Below are 15,414 nucleotides of genomic sequence, written 5' to 3'. Positions count from 1 at the left end.
AGAAGCCAAACAAGGCAATGGCTCTGCTGGGCAGTTTGGGCCGTGCCAGCTGGGCCCAGGTTGCAGCGAGCAACCGCTGGCGCGAGTCCCGCTCCACCCTACCGGTTAGTCCCGAGTGCAGACCCGCAACCGATGCCCGTCGGGATCGAGCGCGACGAAAGTCAGGCCAAACACGGCCCGCGCCAGCGGTTGCTCGATACTGACGCCAAGCGCCTGCCAGCGAGCATAGAGCTGCTCCACTTGCGCCTCGGTCTCGACCATATAGCCGACTTCGAAGCGGTGCCCGCTGCCAGCAGAACGAAAATTGGCAGCCTGCTCGGACCAGAGCCCGAGGCTCAACTGGTCGGTCAGCACAAACGCCACATAGTTGGGAAAGCTGTCCGTGGGCGCCTGCTGCAGCAGGCCTTGATAGAAGGTGCTGCTGGCCGCTGGGTCGGCGACATAGAGAATAAGCAAGTTGGGATGACTCATGGCATGGCTCCTGTTGAATGAGAGCCCAGCCTAGTCGACGCTACTGACAGTTCCTGTCAGCATGGTGCCGATGAACCGTACCGAACGCTTGATGCATTTGCTCCAGCTACTGCGCTGTAAACGCCTGCCGGTCAGCGGGCAGGTGCTCGCCAATGAGCTGCAGGTAAGCCTGCGAACGCTGTACCGCGACATCGCCACCCTGCAACGCCAGGGCGCCGATATCCAGGGCGAGCCTGGCATCGGCTATGTGCTCAAGCCCGGCTATATGCTGCCAACGCTGATGTTCACGCAGGTGGAACTGGAGGCGCTGATACTGGGCCTGCGCTGGGTGCAGCGCAGAACGGATCCAGCCCTGGCGCAGGCCTCGCAAACGGTACAAGGCAAGTTGCGCACAGTGCTGGGTCAACAGGCGCTGCAGCAGCTGGAACAGGCGGCGCTATTCGCCGGCCCCGGACACGACGACAGCGATGGTGCCACCGCAGAGCTGCTGCGCGAGGCGATTCGTGACGAGCGCAAGGTGCTGATCGACTATGCCGACAGCAAGGGGGCCGTGACTCAACGTACCTTACAGCCCGTCGCCCTCGGCTATTTCGACGGCTTCCGGATTCTCGCCGCTTGGTGCGAACTGCGCAGCGACTACCGGCATTTTCGCCTGACCAATATCAGCAGCCTCAGCTTCTCGTCGCAGCGCTTCGTCGGCCAAGGTGGCTGGCTGCTGGCACGCTGGCGGTCAGACAATCTCAAACGTGGCGTGGTGGTACAGCCATAAGGCGATGCCCATGGCTGCGAGACCGTCGGCAGGGAAATCCTTTCCGCAAGTCATCCACAATCCCCTCATTAACTAAACCATTGCGCCGATATATCACTGTGGTGGATGAAAAAAGCGTCGGCTACGCGCCCCGCCCCCCCCCTACGTGACTACTTCCATACGGCTAATCGGACTTCTGCCCCTTGCCCTTCTTCTTGGCAATCGCCTTCATCCGCACCGCCGCCTTCTGCACCGTGGCCATCTTCTCCGGGCGTTTCATGCCGCGCCATTTGCGAATTTCTTCGCGGGTGCGGCCGCAGCTCACGCACATCTCACTGTTGAGCTGACACAGCGACACGCAGGGGTTTTCAATGTCCTTGGCCACGTTTGCCCCTTGCCGGCTGCTCGACCGAAAACGCCACGTGATCGGCGATGCGGGCCACACTGATGCCCACTGCCTCGAACGCGGCCAGGGTCAGCGCCAGCATCCTGGCCTGGTCCGCGCTGGCCAGCGCCCTCGCCTTGCTGGCTTCGCTGTCGAACATCCAGGTGACGAACAGACTCTCTGGAAAGCGCTCGTAGTCCACCTCATGGGTGAGCCACTGGAAGCCGACGATTTCGCTCTTTGCCGTTTCGCAGGCGTCAGTCAGGGTGCGAATCAGCTCGCGCTCGATACCTGCACATTTTCGTTTCGACGCTGCCATAAGGCCCTTCTGGATCAATGCTCGATGTGGCGCCATGTTACCCGAGACGGCAACCCCATAGACCCTCGGCGCCAACGCTCACCGGCACCACGCGTTACAATGCCGGCTGCCGTTTTTATCAAGAGCCCGCCCGATGTTCACCCTCACCCACCTCGATGCCCCGCCACCCGAGTCCCTCAAAGCCCAGGTGCTGCAGATGGTGGTGGACTACTTCAGCGATATCAGCCCGGTGCCGCTGACGCCCAGCAACCCGCTGTTCCAGCTGTACCAGTATGTGATCGGCTATGAAGTGCACCTGTACCTGCAGGCCATGAATGGCGAAGCCGATAGCCCGACGCACCTGCTGCTGGCCCTGGACGATCAGGACCCTGCCGTGGTGCTGGGTTTCGCCCTGTACCTGCCCAGCCAGGACGACGCCGAGGCCTGCACCCTCGCCTACATGGCCGTGGCCGCCAGCCACCGCCGTCGGGGTATCGCTCGCGCCATGCTGCAGCGCATCACCGAGCGGCATCCCCATCTGGAGCTGGCTTGCGTCGCCGGCAAGGTGCCGACCTTCGAGGCCATGGGCCTGCAGGTGCTAGCCGCCCAAGGGCCGCAGGTGCTGATGAACACCCGAGACCAGCGCTCCGATGGCCTGGTGGCCGTGCAGGATCTGGCGCCGGTGTTTCAGTCCACCGAAGTGCGGCAGATCCACGCCTACCTGCTCAAGCAGCATGGCAAGAAGGCCATGAGCGAGGCCGAGAAACAGCGTGACTATCACCTGGATCAGCTCGCCCATCAGGCCCGCCAGCTGGTCGCCGAACGGCTTACGCCGACGCTGCACTGATCAAGCACCCTGCCGATTTGCGTGACGGATCACGCAGCATGTTGGACAGATGTCATAACCTGCCGTGATTGCCGCGCACTCACGGGCAGGAGGTCGCCATGGAGGTAGCACCCTGCGCCTCCAGCAACGCCTTTAGTCAGACCTCGGGACGAGATTGACGCCATGGATATCCGCTTTCTGACCTTCCCCGATTTTCACAGCGTGTATTTCTATCGCTCGATCACCCTGGCGATTCTGGTGGCGATTGGCTGCCTGGTGCTGTTCAAGGCATCGGCCATGCGGCTGCCCGAACTGCTGCTGGTTGGCGGCTGTTTGCTGCTGATGGGTTGGCGATTTGCGCTGGAATGGCGAAGGCTGAACAAGGCCCGGCCAGCCTCTATTCACAACGATGAACTGATCATTGCCAGCGAAGGCGATCACCGGCAGATCCCGCTGAGCAGCGTGCGCTCTGTGACTTCGAAGCACAGCCTGTTTATGGTACGGCGCTATCGCTCGTGGACCGAGCATCTGGCCTTCGTGGAATTCACCCTGCACAACGGCGAGCGCCTTTACACGCTCGCCGAAAGTGCGGTGTTCGAGTCGCCGGCTGCGAAACGTAGCCTGGCGGCGATTCAGGCTGCTGTTATGGCGGCCAAGGTGAAAAGTGCAGCGGCTGACAGCTCTGCAGCGCTGGCCAGGTAAACCTGTGCCGCGCGGGTTCCAAGGCGCTCACCCAGCCAGCCGTTTCAGCCGCGGATCAGGCTTGAAGGCGATGAAAGGATCGCGGCTAAAGCCGCTCCCACGGATCAGTGGGCGTCCAAGAGCTACTCGCTAGCGCTTCACACAGACGAACAGCGCATTCCCGGCTTCATCGCCGAGCGGCAGGATGCGCTGGTAGTCATGTTCCAGCACATGCACCTCGAAGTGCGGCTCGAGCAGCGCCTCAAGCTCGGCGAAGCTCACCGCGACCATGGGGTGTTCGTCGTGCCAGGTCAGGGTTTTGTCGCCCTCGGTCTTTTCGATGCGCAAGCGCAGGGCCTGGCGCTCGCCCTCCCCGCTGTAGTGCCAGCCGGAGCTGAAGGTGAAGTGCCCGGCATCGCTCTGCACGGTGTGCGAGGCGAACAGGCGGTTGTCGATGCGCGTGCGGTCGACCGCATTGAAGCAGAACAGTCCGCCGGGCTGCAGGGCGCGGTGCACGCTGGCGATACAGTCGGCAAGCCGCGCGCGAGTGGCGCTGTAGTGCAGCGAGTAGAGAAAGCAGGTGATCAGGTCGAAGGGCTCGTCGCTGCTGAACGTGCACATGTCCTGTACGGCGAATTGCGCCTCGGGACAGCGAATGGCGGCCTTGTCGAGCATCGGCTGGTTGATGTCCAGCCCGCCGCTCTGAAAGCCCGCATCGAGAAAATGCCGCACGTGGGGCCCGGTGCCGCAGGCCAGATCCAGATGGCGCAGACCGCCGTTGCCGAACAGTTGCTGCAGGCGCTGGACGGCATCGCTTTGCGCACGGTAGTCGATATCAGCGCACATCAGATCGTAGTAATCGGACAGGTCCGTGTAGAGAGCATTGACGGGCATCGGGACCTGACCATGACGGGGGTGTTTTCGAGGGTGGCGGATCATAGCCGAAATCCCGCCCCATGGTCATTCACGGGACCAAATGGACGGTTCGATGTGCGGATAAACCAGCGTGATGGCCGCCCCACGCCAAAGGCCATGCTGGGCCGAACGGCAGCATACGCCGCGCTGGCGATCCATTAGACTGCCCGGCAAAATGGCGCCCCCCCCTGCATCTTTCCCCTCGCTCGGTCCCAGTCGATGCCCAAGGTTCACACCTACCTGCTCCGCTACCCGTCCGCCAGCCTGCTGTTCGTGCAGTTGCTGGGCATCGTGCTCTACCCCTTCATGGAACAGCTCTCCGAGGGGCGCGCCATCGTCGGCGCCTTCGGCATCGTGGTGCTGGCGATGTCGCTACGCATGGTGCGCAGCAGTCCGACCATTCAGTGGATCGCCTTTACCCAGGCAGCGTGCATCCTGGCACTGACCGTGGCCGTGGAGTTCGAGAGCAACACGGCGCTGTCGGTCCTCTTGGCGGGCCTGGAATCGAGCTTCTATTTCTACGCCGCTGGCGGGCTGATCGCCTACATGATGGAAGACGAGCGCGCCAGCACCGACGAGCTGTTCGCGGTTGGCGCCACCTTCACCCTGCTGGCCTGGGCCTTTGCCCATGCCTTTTCGGTGTGTCAGCTGGTCAGCCCCGGCAGTTTCACTGCGGCGATCAATCCCGAGGCGCAGCGCACCTGGGTGGAATTGCTGTTTCTGAGCTTCACCACCCTGTCCGGCGTCGGCCTGAGCGACATCATTCCACTGCGTCCCTTCGCCCGCGCCCTGGTGATGCTCGAACAGTTCACCGGCGTGATGTACATCGGCCTGGTGGTCACGCGGATGATCAGCCTGACCGTCAGGCCGAAACGCAGCTGACGCCATTAGCTGCATTTTCACAAAGCGTGACTATGCTCGAAGCCATGCCCCATCACTGTCGCAAGCCGATAGACCGTAACCCAGCACTGCAACGAAAGGCCGATACCCCGTGGCGCTCGATCCCCTGACGCTGTTGACGATGACCATTGCCCTGGCGCTGGCAGCAGCGCTGTACCTGGCGGTGGAGTGGCGCACCGTGCGTGAGCCGGCGCTACTGTTGTGGAGCGCCGGCTTCGCCTTGATCAGCGTTGGCTCGACCCTGGCGCTGCTGCGCAGCAGTGGCCTGCTGGTGATCGGCATCTGGTTCGCCAACGGCCTGCTGATCATCTCGCACGGGCTGTTCTACGCCGGTGTGGCGCGCTTCACCGAAACGAAACTGTCGCGTGCCTGGCTGCTGGTCGCCGCCATCTGGCTGGCGATGCTGCTGTTGCCGGAAGGCCCGCAATGGTCGAAGACCATGCTGCTGGTCAATTCGCTGCTGATCGCGCTGATCACCATCAGGGCCAGTTTCTTGCTGCGGCCCAAAGGCAAGTCATTCGGTGCCGGCGCCGCGCAACTGCGGTTCGTATTGCTGGGCCATGGGCTGTTCTATATCGCCAAGGCCATCCCGGTGCTGGTGCCCGGCACGCTGATCGACCTGGCCTCGTTTCACGGCCTGATCATTCAGATATCTCTGGTCGAGGGTGTGATGGCGCTGATGCTGATCGCCCTGTCGATGACCGGCACCGTGCGCATCCGCCGCGAGCAACGCATCGAACGCCTGGCCGCCCGCGACCCGCTCACCGCGATGTACAACCGCCGCGCTCTGGAGGCACGGGCCCCACACCTGCTCAATGCCGCCGCGCCCGCCCGGCCTGGTGCGTTGCTGCTGATCGATATCGACAACTTCAAGCTGGTAAACGACCTGCATGGCCATGCGGCCGGAGACCGCCTGTTGGTGGCGCTGGGCGAGGTGATCCGTGTGGCGCTGCCCGAAGGTGCACTCGCTGCGCGGTTGGGCGGTGACGAGTTCGTGATTCTGCTCAAAAACACTTCAACCGAGCAGATCGTCGAGCTGGGCGAAGCGCTGCGCGAGCGCTTTCGGGTAATTGCCGCTGAGGAGTTCGCAACCCCCGAAGCGGTCACCCTGAGCGTCGGCGCCAGCCTGTTCGACCAGCCGCCAGCCAGCCTGGCGGCGCTGATCGAACAAGGTGACGTGGCGCTGTACGCGTCCAAGCGCGGCGGGCGCGACAGCATTCGGCTGGTGGATCGCACCGCCAGCGCCGCGCCCCTGGCGGGCTAGTGTTGCCTGTTCAGCGGCGCCAGCCCTGCCTCAGCTGAACATGCTGTCGTCGTCGAAGAAGTCCGAGCTGTCGAAGGCATCGGTGTCGATGTCGCTGCTGTTGGAATACGACGTGTCAGCGAAGTTGTCGCCCATGGGCGTGTCGTCCAGGCCGTTGCCGAAGCTGTCCTGCATGGGCGCGTCTTCGCGGATTACCTCGACGATTTCCTGAGGCTGATTGTGGTGGAACATATTGGTGAGCAGATCCGCCACCATCACCCCACCAGCCACGCCCGCTGCGGTTTGCAGGGCGCCACGCATGAAGCCGCCGCCCTGGGCGGTTGGTGCAGCGCCGGGCATGGCCGCTGGCGCAACCGGTGCGGCTTGTGCAGCAGGCGTATTCTGGGAAAAGCGCGTTTCCCCCCAGCCAGCTGGACGTTGGCTCGCCTGCGGCGCGTTGGCTGGCTGACCACCGCCGAACAGACCGGAAAGGAAACCACCACTGCCGGAACGCTGGCGCTGGGCGTCGGCAGCCTGGGCTTCCAGTTCACGCACGCGCTGGTCCAGACGCTTGATGGCCGCTTCCTGAATCAGCAGCGCCTGGGCCATGTAATACGGCGCGGCCGGCTGTCGGCCCAAGTGGCTCTTGATCTGCGCCTCGGCGTCGCTATCGCGCAGCCCGCCCTCGTGCTCGGCCTCTTGCAGGCGAGTGAACAGGCCATCGATCAGGGTTTGCTCTTCGGAATTCATGATTGCCTCGCTTGAGCCACGGAAAATGCACATCCCTGTTCAAGGTGCCGCGCGGCGCCGGACGCCGCTGAAACGAGATATTGGAGTGGATTGCAAAATTACAAGTTCCGGGCTGGCCAGCGATATTTCAAGGCAGCTGCCGACCCGCCGAGCAGCGCTATCGCACACTGGAGCCAAATGGTTTGAATGAGCGGATTGTGTTAAAAACCTGCCACTGATTACCTCGCACCTGCTCTACGGTGCCCTTACGCAGGAGCGCGCATGCCACCGTCCGATAAGCAGGCCACGCCCAGCACCCCGATGATTCCCGAACAGCGCCGTGAACAGATACTGCGCCAGTTGCGCAAGCATCAGGTGCTGAGTGTTCATCAGTTGATGGAGATGTTCGAGTGTTCGCACATGACCGTGCGCCGTGACATTGCGCTGCTGGAGCAACAGGGCCGCGCCTATTCGGTCACTGGCGGCGTGCGTATCGCCAGCCAGGTGCACAGTGAGCCCAGCCATGATTCCAAGGCCGTGGTGGAATTGCCCCACAAGCAGGCCATGGCGCGCCTGGCAGCCGGCCTGCTGCACCCGGACATGACCGTGTACCTGGACGCCGGCACCACCACACTGGAGATCGTGCCGCACATCGTCGCGCTGTCCGGCATGACCGTGGTGACCAACGACTTCGGTATCGTCCAGGCCCTTGCCGAAGCCAATCACGTTGACGTGATACATACCGGCGGGCTGCTCGACCACCCCAACATCTCCAGTGTTGGCGGCCTGGCGGCAGCGACGCTGCGCCAGCTGGCCACCGACATCGCGTTCATCTCCACCAGTTCCTGGGACCTGCAGCGCGGCACCACCACGCCGTCCGGCCTCAAGGTCGAGGTCAAGCAGGCGGCCATGCAGTCGGCCTCGCGCAACGTGCTGATCGCCACCAGCTCCAAGTACGGCACCTTCGGCATGTACAAGGTCGCGGCGCTGGAACAGTTCGACACCCTGATCAGCGACGACGCCCTCCCTCCCGCCTCAGCCGACGCCATCCGCCGCCAGCGCATCGAGCTGCTGCTGGCCACTCCACAGGTTTCCTGACCTACCCGCTCGCCCCCTCCTGCCAGTACCTCTCCAAGCCGTCCGCAGCCCTGTGGGAGCGGCTTTAGCCGGGATAATCCATCTCGGCTGAAGCCACTCCCACAGGACCATCACTTCAATGTTAATATTTGTTAAATTTAAAAAATACTTCACATTATCCGCTCACTGATTCACTATCCGGCTCACATTTCAGAACAATCAAGCCGTCAGCCAGCATGACGCGCGACGGCACAGACCGAGGATGACTGCAATGACTCAATCGAATGTCGGTGTGATCGGCCTGGGCGCCATGGGTCTGGGCATTGCGCGCTCCCTGCTGCGCAATGGCTTCAAGGTGCATGCCTGCGACGTGCGCAACGAGGTGGTGCAGGCATTCGCCGCCGAGGGTGGTGTGGCCTGCGCCTCGCCGGCCGAGATGGCCGCCGCCTGCGACGTGATCATCACCGTGGTGGTCAATGCCGAACAGACCGAGACCGTGCTGTTCGGTGACCACGGCGCCGTCGCCGGCCTGCGCCCGGGCAGCCTGGTGATCGGCTGCGCCACCGTCGCCCCGACCTTCGCCGTGGAGCTGGGCCAGCGCCTGACTGAGCAGGGTTTGAGCTACCTCGACGCGCCCATCTCCGGCGGTGCGGCCAAGGCCGCTGCAGGCCAGATGACCATGATGACCTCCGGCCCTGCTGACGCCTACGCCAAGGCCGAAGCCGTGCTGGCTGGCATGGCGGGCAAGGTATACCGCCTCGGTGACGTCCATGGCCTGGGTTCAAAGGTCAAGATCATCAACCAGCTGCTGGCCGGTGTGCACATCGCCGCCAGCGCCGAAGCCATGGCCCTGGGCCTGCGCGAAGGCGTGGATGCCGATGCCTTGTACGAAGTGATCACCAACAGCGCCGGCAACTCGTGGATGTTCGAAAACCGCGTGCCGCACATCCTCAACGCCGACTACACGCCGCTGTCGGCCGTGGACATCTTCGTCAAAGACCTGGGCCTGGTGCTGGATACCGCACGCACCAGCAAATTCCCGCTGCCGCTGTCGGCCACCGCCCACCAGATGTTCATGCAGGCCTCCAGCGCCGGTTTCGGCCGCGAGGACGACTCCGCCGTCATCAAGATCTTCCCAGGCATCGAACTGCCCAAGGCCAAGGAGTAACCCATGAGCGTGACCTCCCGCCCACTGCTGGGCTGCATCGCCGATGACTTCACCGGTGCCACGGACCTCGCCAACATGCTGGTACGTGGTGGCATGCGTACCGTGCAGAGCATCGGCATTCCCAGCGCCGAAGTGGCTGCCGGCCTCGACGCCGATGCCATCGTCATCGCCCTGAAGTCGCGCACCACACCGGCTGCCGAAGCCGTCGAGGAATCCCTGGCCGCCATGCAGTGGCTGCGCGAGCGCGGCTGCGAGCAGATCTTCTTCAAGTACTGCTCGACCTTCGACTCGACCCCGGCCGGCAACATCGGCCAGGTCAGCGAGGCCCTGCTGGCCAAGCTGGGCGGCGACTTCAGCATCGCCTGCCCAGCCTTCCCGGAGAATGGCCGCACCATTTTCCGTGGCCACCTGTTCGTGCAAGACCAATTGCTCAACGAGTCGGGCATGCAGAACCACCCGCTGACCCCCATGGGCGACGCCAACCTGCTGCGCGTGCTCGATGCCCAGACCCAGGGCAAGGTCGGCCTGCTGCGCTACGACTGCGTGGCCAAGGGTGCCGATGCGGTGCGGGCGCGCATCGCCGAACTGCGTGCCGAAGGCGTGACCATGGCCATCGCCGACGCCGTCTCGGACACCGACCTCTACACCCTGGGCGAAGCCTGCGCCGACCTGCCGCTGCTTACCGGTGGCTCGGGCCTGGCCCTGGGCCTGCCGGGCAACTTCCGCAAGGCCGGCAAACTGCGCGATATCGACGCCGCCCAGCGCATCGACATTCCTGGCGGTGAAGTGGTGCTGGCCGGCAGTGCCTCGGTGGCCACCAACGGCCAGGTCATCGCCTGGCTGGAGGCCGGTCGCCCGGCGCTGCGCATCGACCCGCTGGCCCTGGCGGCCGGCCAGCCGGTGGTCGAGCAGGCCATCGCCTTCGCCCGCGACGCTGGCCAGACGGTACTGATCTACGCCACCAGCACCCCGGACGAAGTCAAGGCTGTGCAACACAAGCTCGGCGCCGAGCGTGCCGGCGCCATGGTCGAAGACGCCCTGGGGCAGATCGCCAAGGGCCTGTTGGACGCTGGCGTGCGCCGCTTCGTGGTCGCTGGTGGAGAAACTTCCGGCGCCGTGGTCCAGGCCTTGGGCGTGCAACTGCTGAAGATCGGCGCGCAGATCGACCCGGGCGTACCGGCCACGGTCAGCGACGGTGAACAACCGCTGGCCCTGGCGTTGAAGTCCGGCAACTTCGGTGCCCGTGACTTCTTCACCAAGGCCCTCAAACACCTGGCAGGAGAAGCCTGATGAGCAATGAAAAAGCCCTGCGCGAGGAAATCTGCGACGTCGGCCGGCTGCTCTATGGGCGCGGCTACACCGTGGGCAGCGCTGGCAACATCAGCGCACGCCTGGACGACGGCTGGCTGATCACTCCTACCGACGCCTGCCTGGGCCGCCTGCACCCGGACGACATCGCCAAGGTCAACCTGGCCGGCGAATGGGTGTCGGGCAACAAGCCGTCCAAGACCCTGGCCCTGCACCGCCAGGTCTACGACCGCAACCCCGAAGTCGGTGGCGTGGTGCACACCCACTCCACCCACCTGGTGGCGCTGACCCTGGCCGGCGTGTGGCGCGAAGACGACATCCTGCCACCGCTGACCCCCTACCAGGTCATGAAGGTCGGCCACATCCCGCTGATCGGCTACCAGCGCCCCGGTTCGCCCATCGTCGCCGAGCGCGTGGCGCAGCTGGCCAACAGCGTGCGTGGCGTGATGCTCGAACGCCTGGGCCCGGTGATCTGGGAAAGCTCGGTGGCCAAGGCCTGCTATGCCCTCGAAGAACTCGAGGAAACCGCCCGACTGTGGCTGATGAGCGATCCCAAACCCGCTCCGCTGCCTGAACAGGCGCTGCAAGAACTCAACCAGGTCTTCGGCGCGAACTGGTAACGCCCCATGGCCGGGCGCCGCCCTGTCGTGCCCGGACAGCCCCGGAAATTCCGGACAACAATAAAAAACGAGAATTGAAATGACGCCACTCATGTTGATGCTGATCGCCGGTGCCGGTATCGCACTGCTGCTGTTTCTGGTCCTCAAGTACAAATTCCAGCCCTTCGTGGCGCTGATGCTGGTGAGCATCATCGTCGCACTGGTGGCTGGCGTGAAACCCGCCGACCTGGTGGCAACCATCGAAGGTGGTATGGGCAAGACCCTTGGCCACATCGCGATCATCATCGCCCTGGGCGCGATGATCGGGCGCATCATCGAGCTGTCCGGCGGCGCCGAGGCGCTGGCCAAGACACTCATCGAGCGCTTCGGCAACCGCCGCACACCACTGGCGCTGACCGTGGCGGGCTTCATGGTCGGTATCCCGGTGTTCTTCGAGGTGGGCGTGATCATCCTCATGCCGCTGGCCTACGGTGTGGCACGTGCCGCGCGCAAGCCGCTGCTGATCTTCGCCCTGCCGATGTGCGCCGCGCTGCTGGCGGTGCATGCCTTCCTGCCGCCGCACCCGGGTGCCGTGGCGGCTGCCAGCCAGTTGGGCGCCGACCTGGGTCGCGTGCTGCTGCTGGGCATTCCGCTGGTCGCCGTGGTGTGCATGGTCGGTTACTTCATTGCCGGGCGCATGACCCGCAAGACCTACCCGATGACCGACGACATCCGTGCCGAGGTCTATGGCCCCAATGTCACCAACGCCGACCTGGAAGCCTGGGCACGCAACGACTACTCCACCGTGCGCGAAGTGGTCGAGAGCAAGGCGTTCGGCGCCGAGGCCAACGCCGGCAGCTTGGCCAAGAGTCTGCCTCCAGCCCCTGCGCCCGGTTTCGGGCTGATCATCACCCTGATCCTGCTGCCGATCGTACTGATTCTGCTCGGCACCCTGGCCACCACCATGCTGCCGGCCGGCTCCATGCTGCGTGACGTGCTGACTGTGCTGGGCGCGCCGCTGGTGGCGCTGCTGATCGACACCCTGCTGTGCGCCTGGCTGCTCGGCTCGCGCCGTGGCTGGAGCCGTTCGCAGGTCTCGGATGTGCTGGGCTCGGCACTGCCAGGCGTGGCCATGGTGATCCTTATCGCCGGTGCCGGTGGCGTGTTCGGCAAGGTGCTGGTCGATACCGGCATCGGCGCGGTGGTCTCCGAGGCGCTGCGTCACACCGGCCTGCCGGTGCTGGCTCTGGGCTTCATCCTGACCATGCTGCTGCGTGCGGTGCAGGGCTCGACCACCGTGGCGCTGGTAACCACCGCCGGTATCCTCAGCCCGCTGATCGCCACCCTCGACCTGTCGGCCAACCAGCTCGCGCTGCTGTGCCTGGCCATGGGCGGTGGCGGCCTGGCGATGTCGCATATCAACGACGCCGGCTACTGGATGTTCACCAAGCTGGCCGGCCTGAACGTGGCCGACGGCCTGCGCACCTGGACCGTACTGGTCACCATCCTGGGCACCCTGGGCTTCGTGATGACCCTGATCCTGTGGCCATTCGTCTGAGACACGGGTGAGCGCCCAGGCGCTCGCCCTGCTCCACCTTCTGTCCATCTGCAAGAGAGAGCCCCATGCCTCGTTTCGCCGCCAACCTCAGCATGCTGTACCCGCAGCATGACTTTCTGGACCGCTTCGCCGCGGCCGCCGCCGATGGCTTCGCGGCGGTGGAGTACCTGTTCCCCTACGACTACAGCGCCCAGACGCTGAAACAGCGCCTGAGCGACAACGGTCTGGTGCAGGCGCTGTTCAATGCCCCGCCAGGGGACTGGGCGGCCGGCGAGCGTGGCATCGCCAGCCTGCCGGGTCGTGAGGCGGAGTTCCGTGCCGGCATGGCCAAGGCACTGGAATACGCCCAGGTGCTGGGCAACGACCGCATCCACGTGATGGCCGGCCTGCTGCCCGATGAAGCGCTGCGCGACAAGCACCAGGCGGTGTACCTGGAAAACCTCGCCTACGCCGCCGAACAGGCGCGCGGAGCGGGCGTGACAGTGCTGATCGAGCCGATCAACACCCGCGACATGCCGGGCTTCTTCCTCAACCGCCAGGACCAGGCCCAGGCCATCGTCCGCCAGGTGGGTGCCGACAACCTCAAGGTGCAGTTCGACTGCTACCACTGCCAGATCGTCGAAGGCGACCTGACCGTGAAACTGCGCCGCGACTTCGCCGGCATCGGCCACATCCAGATCGCCGGCGTGCCGGACCGTCACGAACCAAACCTGGGCGAGCTGAACTACGCCCACCTGTTCGAGGTGATCGACGAGCTGGGCTACACCGGCTGGGTCGGCTGCGAGTACCGCCCCAAGGGCGATACCAGCGAAGGCCTGCAGTGGCTGCGCCAGCTCAATACCTGAGCCAGTTGACCTGGCGGCGCCATGAGGTCGCTGCCAGGCTAGCGTCGCGATCCAATACCAGGTCGCAAACGCCTTAGCGGGCGGCGTATCTGGGCAGGCCAATGCACCAACGTGGGGCGATCATCCAGGCAGCGGTTAAATAACGACAAGGAAAGCCGGGATGAAAGATTCAGCGCGCGGCCTGCTGATGGTTACCAGCGGCATCATGCTGCTTAGTTTCGATGGGCTGCTGGTGCGCTTGGTACAGGCCGATGGCTGGAGCATCGTGTTCTGGCGTGGTCTGCTGATGTTCATCGCCCTGGGCGCCTTTTCGCTGTCAGCCGGCAGCCGCGCGAGCCTGCGGGCCAAGCCGCTGCCCAGTGCCATGTCGGCGGTGCTGATGGCGCTTATCTCGCTGTTCTTCGTGCTGGCGATCATCCACACAACAGTGGCCAACGTGGTGGTCATCCTTGCCACGGCTCCGTTGTTCGCTGCGCTGTTCACGCGCTTTTTCCTGCATGAGGCGGTCGCGCTGCGCACCTGGCTGGCCATTGGGGTGGCGACCCTGGGCATCATGCTGGTATTCGCCGGTTCCTTCAGCACCAGCGACCTGTTAGGCAATGGCTATGCGCTGCTGTCCTCGGCCGCGCTGGGCGCCAACCTGACGCTGCTGCGCCGCCACTCCAGCCTCGCCCGGATGCCGCTGATCGCACTGGGCGGGCTGGTCGCGGCGTTGATCGCCCTACCCAAGGCTCAGCCCTTCGGCCTGAATCAAACGAGCTACCTGGCGCTGGGCATCATGGGCCTGCTGCAGATGCCGCTGGCCACCCTGCTGATCAACAGCGCGACGCGCTATCTACCGTCCGCCGAGGTGGCGCTCTTCTATCTCCTTGAAAGCGTGCTGGGCACCCTATGGGTCTGGTACTTCCTGAACGAGGTGCCGGCCCAGGCCACGCTGTATGGCGGCATGCTGGTGATCGTCACATTGATGGTGCATGCCGGTTTAACCCTGCGTGCCCGCCCAGCGTTGCCGGCCTGAGCGTGAATACACACGCCCATGTCGACCCCAGACAATCGGCTGACCCACTCGCCCCCTAAGGTGAACCACCTTTGTCCAACACCAGGAGCCGTTCATGGCCAACAAACCGATTACCGTTCTGCGCGACACCCAGCCCATGCCCGTGGTCGATGCCTGCAAGTGGGAGCGCATCGAGGGCGAGCCGCACACGGTCAACCTCAACGCCTACACCAGCGACGACGGCAGCAAGATCATGGGCACCTGGATCTGCACACCCGGTAAATGGCGGGTCGAGTACGTGAAGTGGGAGTACTGCCACTTCCAGGAAGGCTATTGCATTATCACCCCGGACGGCATGGCGCCGATCCATCTCAAGGCCGGCGACATCTTCGTCGTCGAACCAGGCATGAAAGGCACCTGGGAAGTGGTCGAGACAGTACGCAAATACTTCGTGTTCGCCTGAAACCCCGGCGAATTCCCAAGCTGGACGCCTAGCCACCATCGATGGTGCGCTAGGCGGCGCAGCAGCGGCGCAAGGCCGCTAATGTGCGCTGTCTGCCAAGGCCAAGCGCCGCGTTTACAGCGAAATAACCCTAGTAGCAGGTGGCCACCTTCAGGCAAAATTATCCACCAATCTACCTCTCAACCAGACGGCGCAATCGCCAG

Annotated in this window: 18 protein-coding genes; 13 read left to right on the top strand and 5 right to left on the bottom strand. The window is 64.2% G+C overall.

Annotated features, from left to right (window positions below; translation table 11 throughout):
* Positions 1 to 105: 105 nt before the first annotated feature.
* Positions 106 to 471, bottom strand: coding sequence for a VOC family protein (locus BM279_RS09600; RefSeq protein WP_093503189.1), 366 nt, complete (start codon positions 469 to 471; stop codon positions 106 to 108).
* 70 nt (positions 472 to 541) lie between these two features.
* Between BM279_RS09600 and BM279_RS09595 the strand changes: the two genes are divergently transcribed.
* Positions 542 to 1,240 (top strand): helix-turn-helix transcriptional regulator, encoded by a 699-nt coding sequence (locus BM279_RS09595; protein ID WP_093503187.1) that lies wholly within the window; start codon positions 542 to 544, stop codon positions 1,238 to 1,240.
* 163 nt (positions 1,241 to 1,403) lie between these two features.
* On the opposite strand, the gene BM279_RS09590 is transcribed toward BM279_RS09595, so the two are convergent.
* Positions 1,404 to 1,604 (bottom strand): DUF1289 domain-containing protein, encoded by a 201-nt coding sequence (locus BM279_RS09590; protein WP_093503185.1) that lies wholly within the window; start codon positions 1,602 to 1,604, stop codon positions 1,404 to 1,406.
* A complete protein-coding gene (locus tag BM279_RS09585) occupies positions 1,588 to 1,923 on the bottom strand; it encodes a hypothetical protein (RefSeq protein ID WP_093503183.1) in 336 nt (111 codons plus the stop codon). Before BM279_RS09585 ends, BM279_RS09590 begins: the two co-directional genes overlap by 17 nt.
* A 133-nt stretch (positions 1,924 to 2,056) precedes the next feature.
* Between BM279_RS09585 and BM279_RS09580 the strand changes: the two genes are divergently transcribed.
* Positions 2,057 to 2,749, top strand: a complete 693-nt coding sequence (locus BM279_RS09580) for a GNAT family N-acetyltransferase (RefSeq protein WP_093503181.1) — start codon at positions 2,057 to 2,059, stop codon at positions 2,747 to 2,749.
* Between the two features lie 162 nt (positions 2,750 to 2,911).
* On the top strand, positions 2,912 to 3,430 hold the full coding sequence (locus tag BM279_RS09575; RefSeq protein WP_093503179.1) for a hypothetical protein: 519 nt from the start codon (positions 2,912 to 2,914) through the stop codon (positions 3,428 to 3,430).
* Between the two features lie 129 nt (positions 3,431 to 3,559).
* Here the strand turns inward: BM279_RS09575 and BM279_RS09570 are convergent, their stop codons facing one another.
* Positions 3,560 to 4,303 (bottom strand): class I SAM-dependent DNA methyltransferase, encoded by a 744-nt coding sequence (locus BM279_RS09570; protein WP_093503177.1) that lies wholly within the window; start codon positions 4,301 to 4,303, stop codon positions 3,560 to 3,562.
* A gap of 240 nt (positions 4,304 to 4,543) precedes the next feature.
* On the opposite strand from BM279_RS09570, the gene BM279_RS09565 reads away from it, so the two are divergent.
* Positions 4,544 to 5,206 carry an ion channel gene (locus tag BM279_RS09565; protein WP_093503175.1) on the top strand — a complete coding sequence of 221 codons (663 nt, stop codon included), beginning with the start codon at positions 4,544 to 4,546 and terminating at the stop codon, positions 5,204 to 5,206.
* Positions 5,207 to 5,315: 109 nt separating this feature from the next.
* Entirely contained in the window at positions 5,316 to 6,488 is a 1,173-nt protein-coding gene (locus tag BM279_RS09560; protein WP_093503173.1) for a GGDEF domain-containing protein, read from the top strand.
* 30 nt (positions 6,489 to 6,518) lie between these two features.
* Here the strand turns inward: BM279_RS09560 and BM279_RS09555 are convergent, their stop codons facing one another.
* The gene (locus BM279_RS09555) at positions 6,519 to 7,217 is read right to left on the bottom strand and encodes a DUF2076 domain-containing protein (RefSeq protein ID WP_093503171.1); all 699 of its coding nucleotides are present in this window, start codon (positions 7,215 to 7,217) and stop codon (positions 6,519 to 6,521) included.
* Between the two features lie 261 nt (positions 7,218 to 7,478).
* Between BM279_RS09555 and BM279_RS09550 the strand changes: the two genes are divergently transcribed.
* From BM279_RS09550 to BM279_RS09515, 8 genes are all read left to right on the top strand, one after another.
* Positions 7,479 to 8,294, top strand: a complete 816-nt coding sequence (locus tag BM279_RS09550; RefSeq protein WP_167363126.1) for a DeoR/GlpR family DNA-binding transcription regulator — start codon at positions 7,479 to 7,481, stop codon at positions 8,292 to 8,294.
* Between the two features lie 175 nt (positions 8,295 to 8,469).
* Entirely contained in the window at positions 8,470 to 9,441 is a 972-nt protein-coding gene (gene ltnD, locus BM279_RS09545) for an L-threonate dehydrogenase (protein ID WP_279626495.1), read from the top strand.
* Positions 9,442 to 9,444: 3 nt separating this feature from the next.
* Positions 9,445 to 10,731, top strand: a complete 1,287-nt coding sequence (gene otnK / locus BM279_RS09540) for a 3-oxo-tetronate kinase (protein ID WP_093503167.1) — start codon at positions 9,445 to 9,447, stop codon at positions 10,729 to 10,731.
* The gene (gene otnC, locus BM279_RS09535; protein WP_093503165.1) at positions 10,731 to 11,369 is read left to right on the top strand and encodes a 3-oxo-tetronate 4-phosphate decarboxylase; all 639 of its coding nucleotides are present in this window, start codon (positions 10,731 to 10,733) and stop codon (positions 11,367 to 11,369) included. Before otnK ends, otnC begins: the two co-directional genes overlap by 1 nt.
* A 79-nt stretch (positions 11,370 to 11,448) precedes the next feature.
* Positions 11,449 to 12,906, top strand: coding sequence for a GntT/GntP/DsdX family permease (locus tag BM279_RS09530; RefSeq protein WP_093503163.1), 1,458 nt, complete (start codon positions 11,449 to 11,451; stop codon positions 12,904 to 12,906).
* Positions 12,907 to 12,971: 65 nt separating this feature from the next.
* Positions 12,972 to 13,751, top strand: a complete 780-nt coding sequence (otnI, locus tag BM279_RS09525) for a 2-oxo-tetronate isomerase (protein ID WP_093503161.1) — start codon at positions 12,972 to 12,974, stop codon at positions 13,749 to 13,751.
* A gap of 160 nt (positions 13,752 to 13,911) precedes the next feature.
* Positions 13,912 to 14,769 carry a DMT family transporter gene (locus BM279_RS09520; protein WP_093503159.1) on the top strand — a complete coding sequence of 286 codons (858 nt, stop codon included), beginning with the start codon at positions 13,912 to 13,914 and terminating at the stop codon, positions 14,767 to 14,769.
* Between the two features lie 94 nt (positions 14,770 to 14,863).
* Positions 14,864 to 15,211: a cupin domain-containing protein gene (locus BM279_RS09515; protein WP_070886495.1), complete on the top strand. Its 348-nt coding sequence runs from the start codon at positions 14,864 to 14,866 to the stop codon at positions 15,209 to 15,211.
* The last annotated feature ends 203 nt before the right edge of the window (positions 15,212 to 15,414 follow it).

This window comes from Phytopseudomonas straminea, from assembly GCF_900112645.1.
GTDB lineage: Bacteria > Pseudomonadota > Gammaproteobacteria > Pseudomonadales > Pseudomonadaceae > Aquipseudomonas > Aquipseudomonas straminea.
This window is presented reverse-complemented; position numbering and strand designations above follow the sequence as displayed.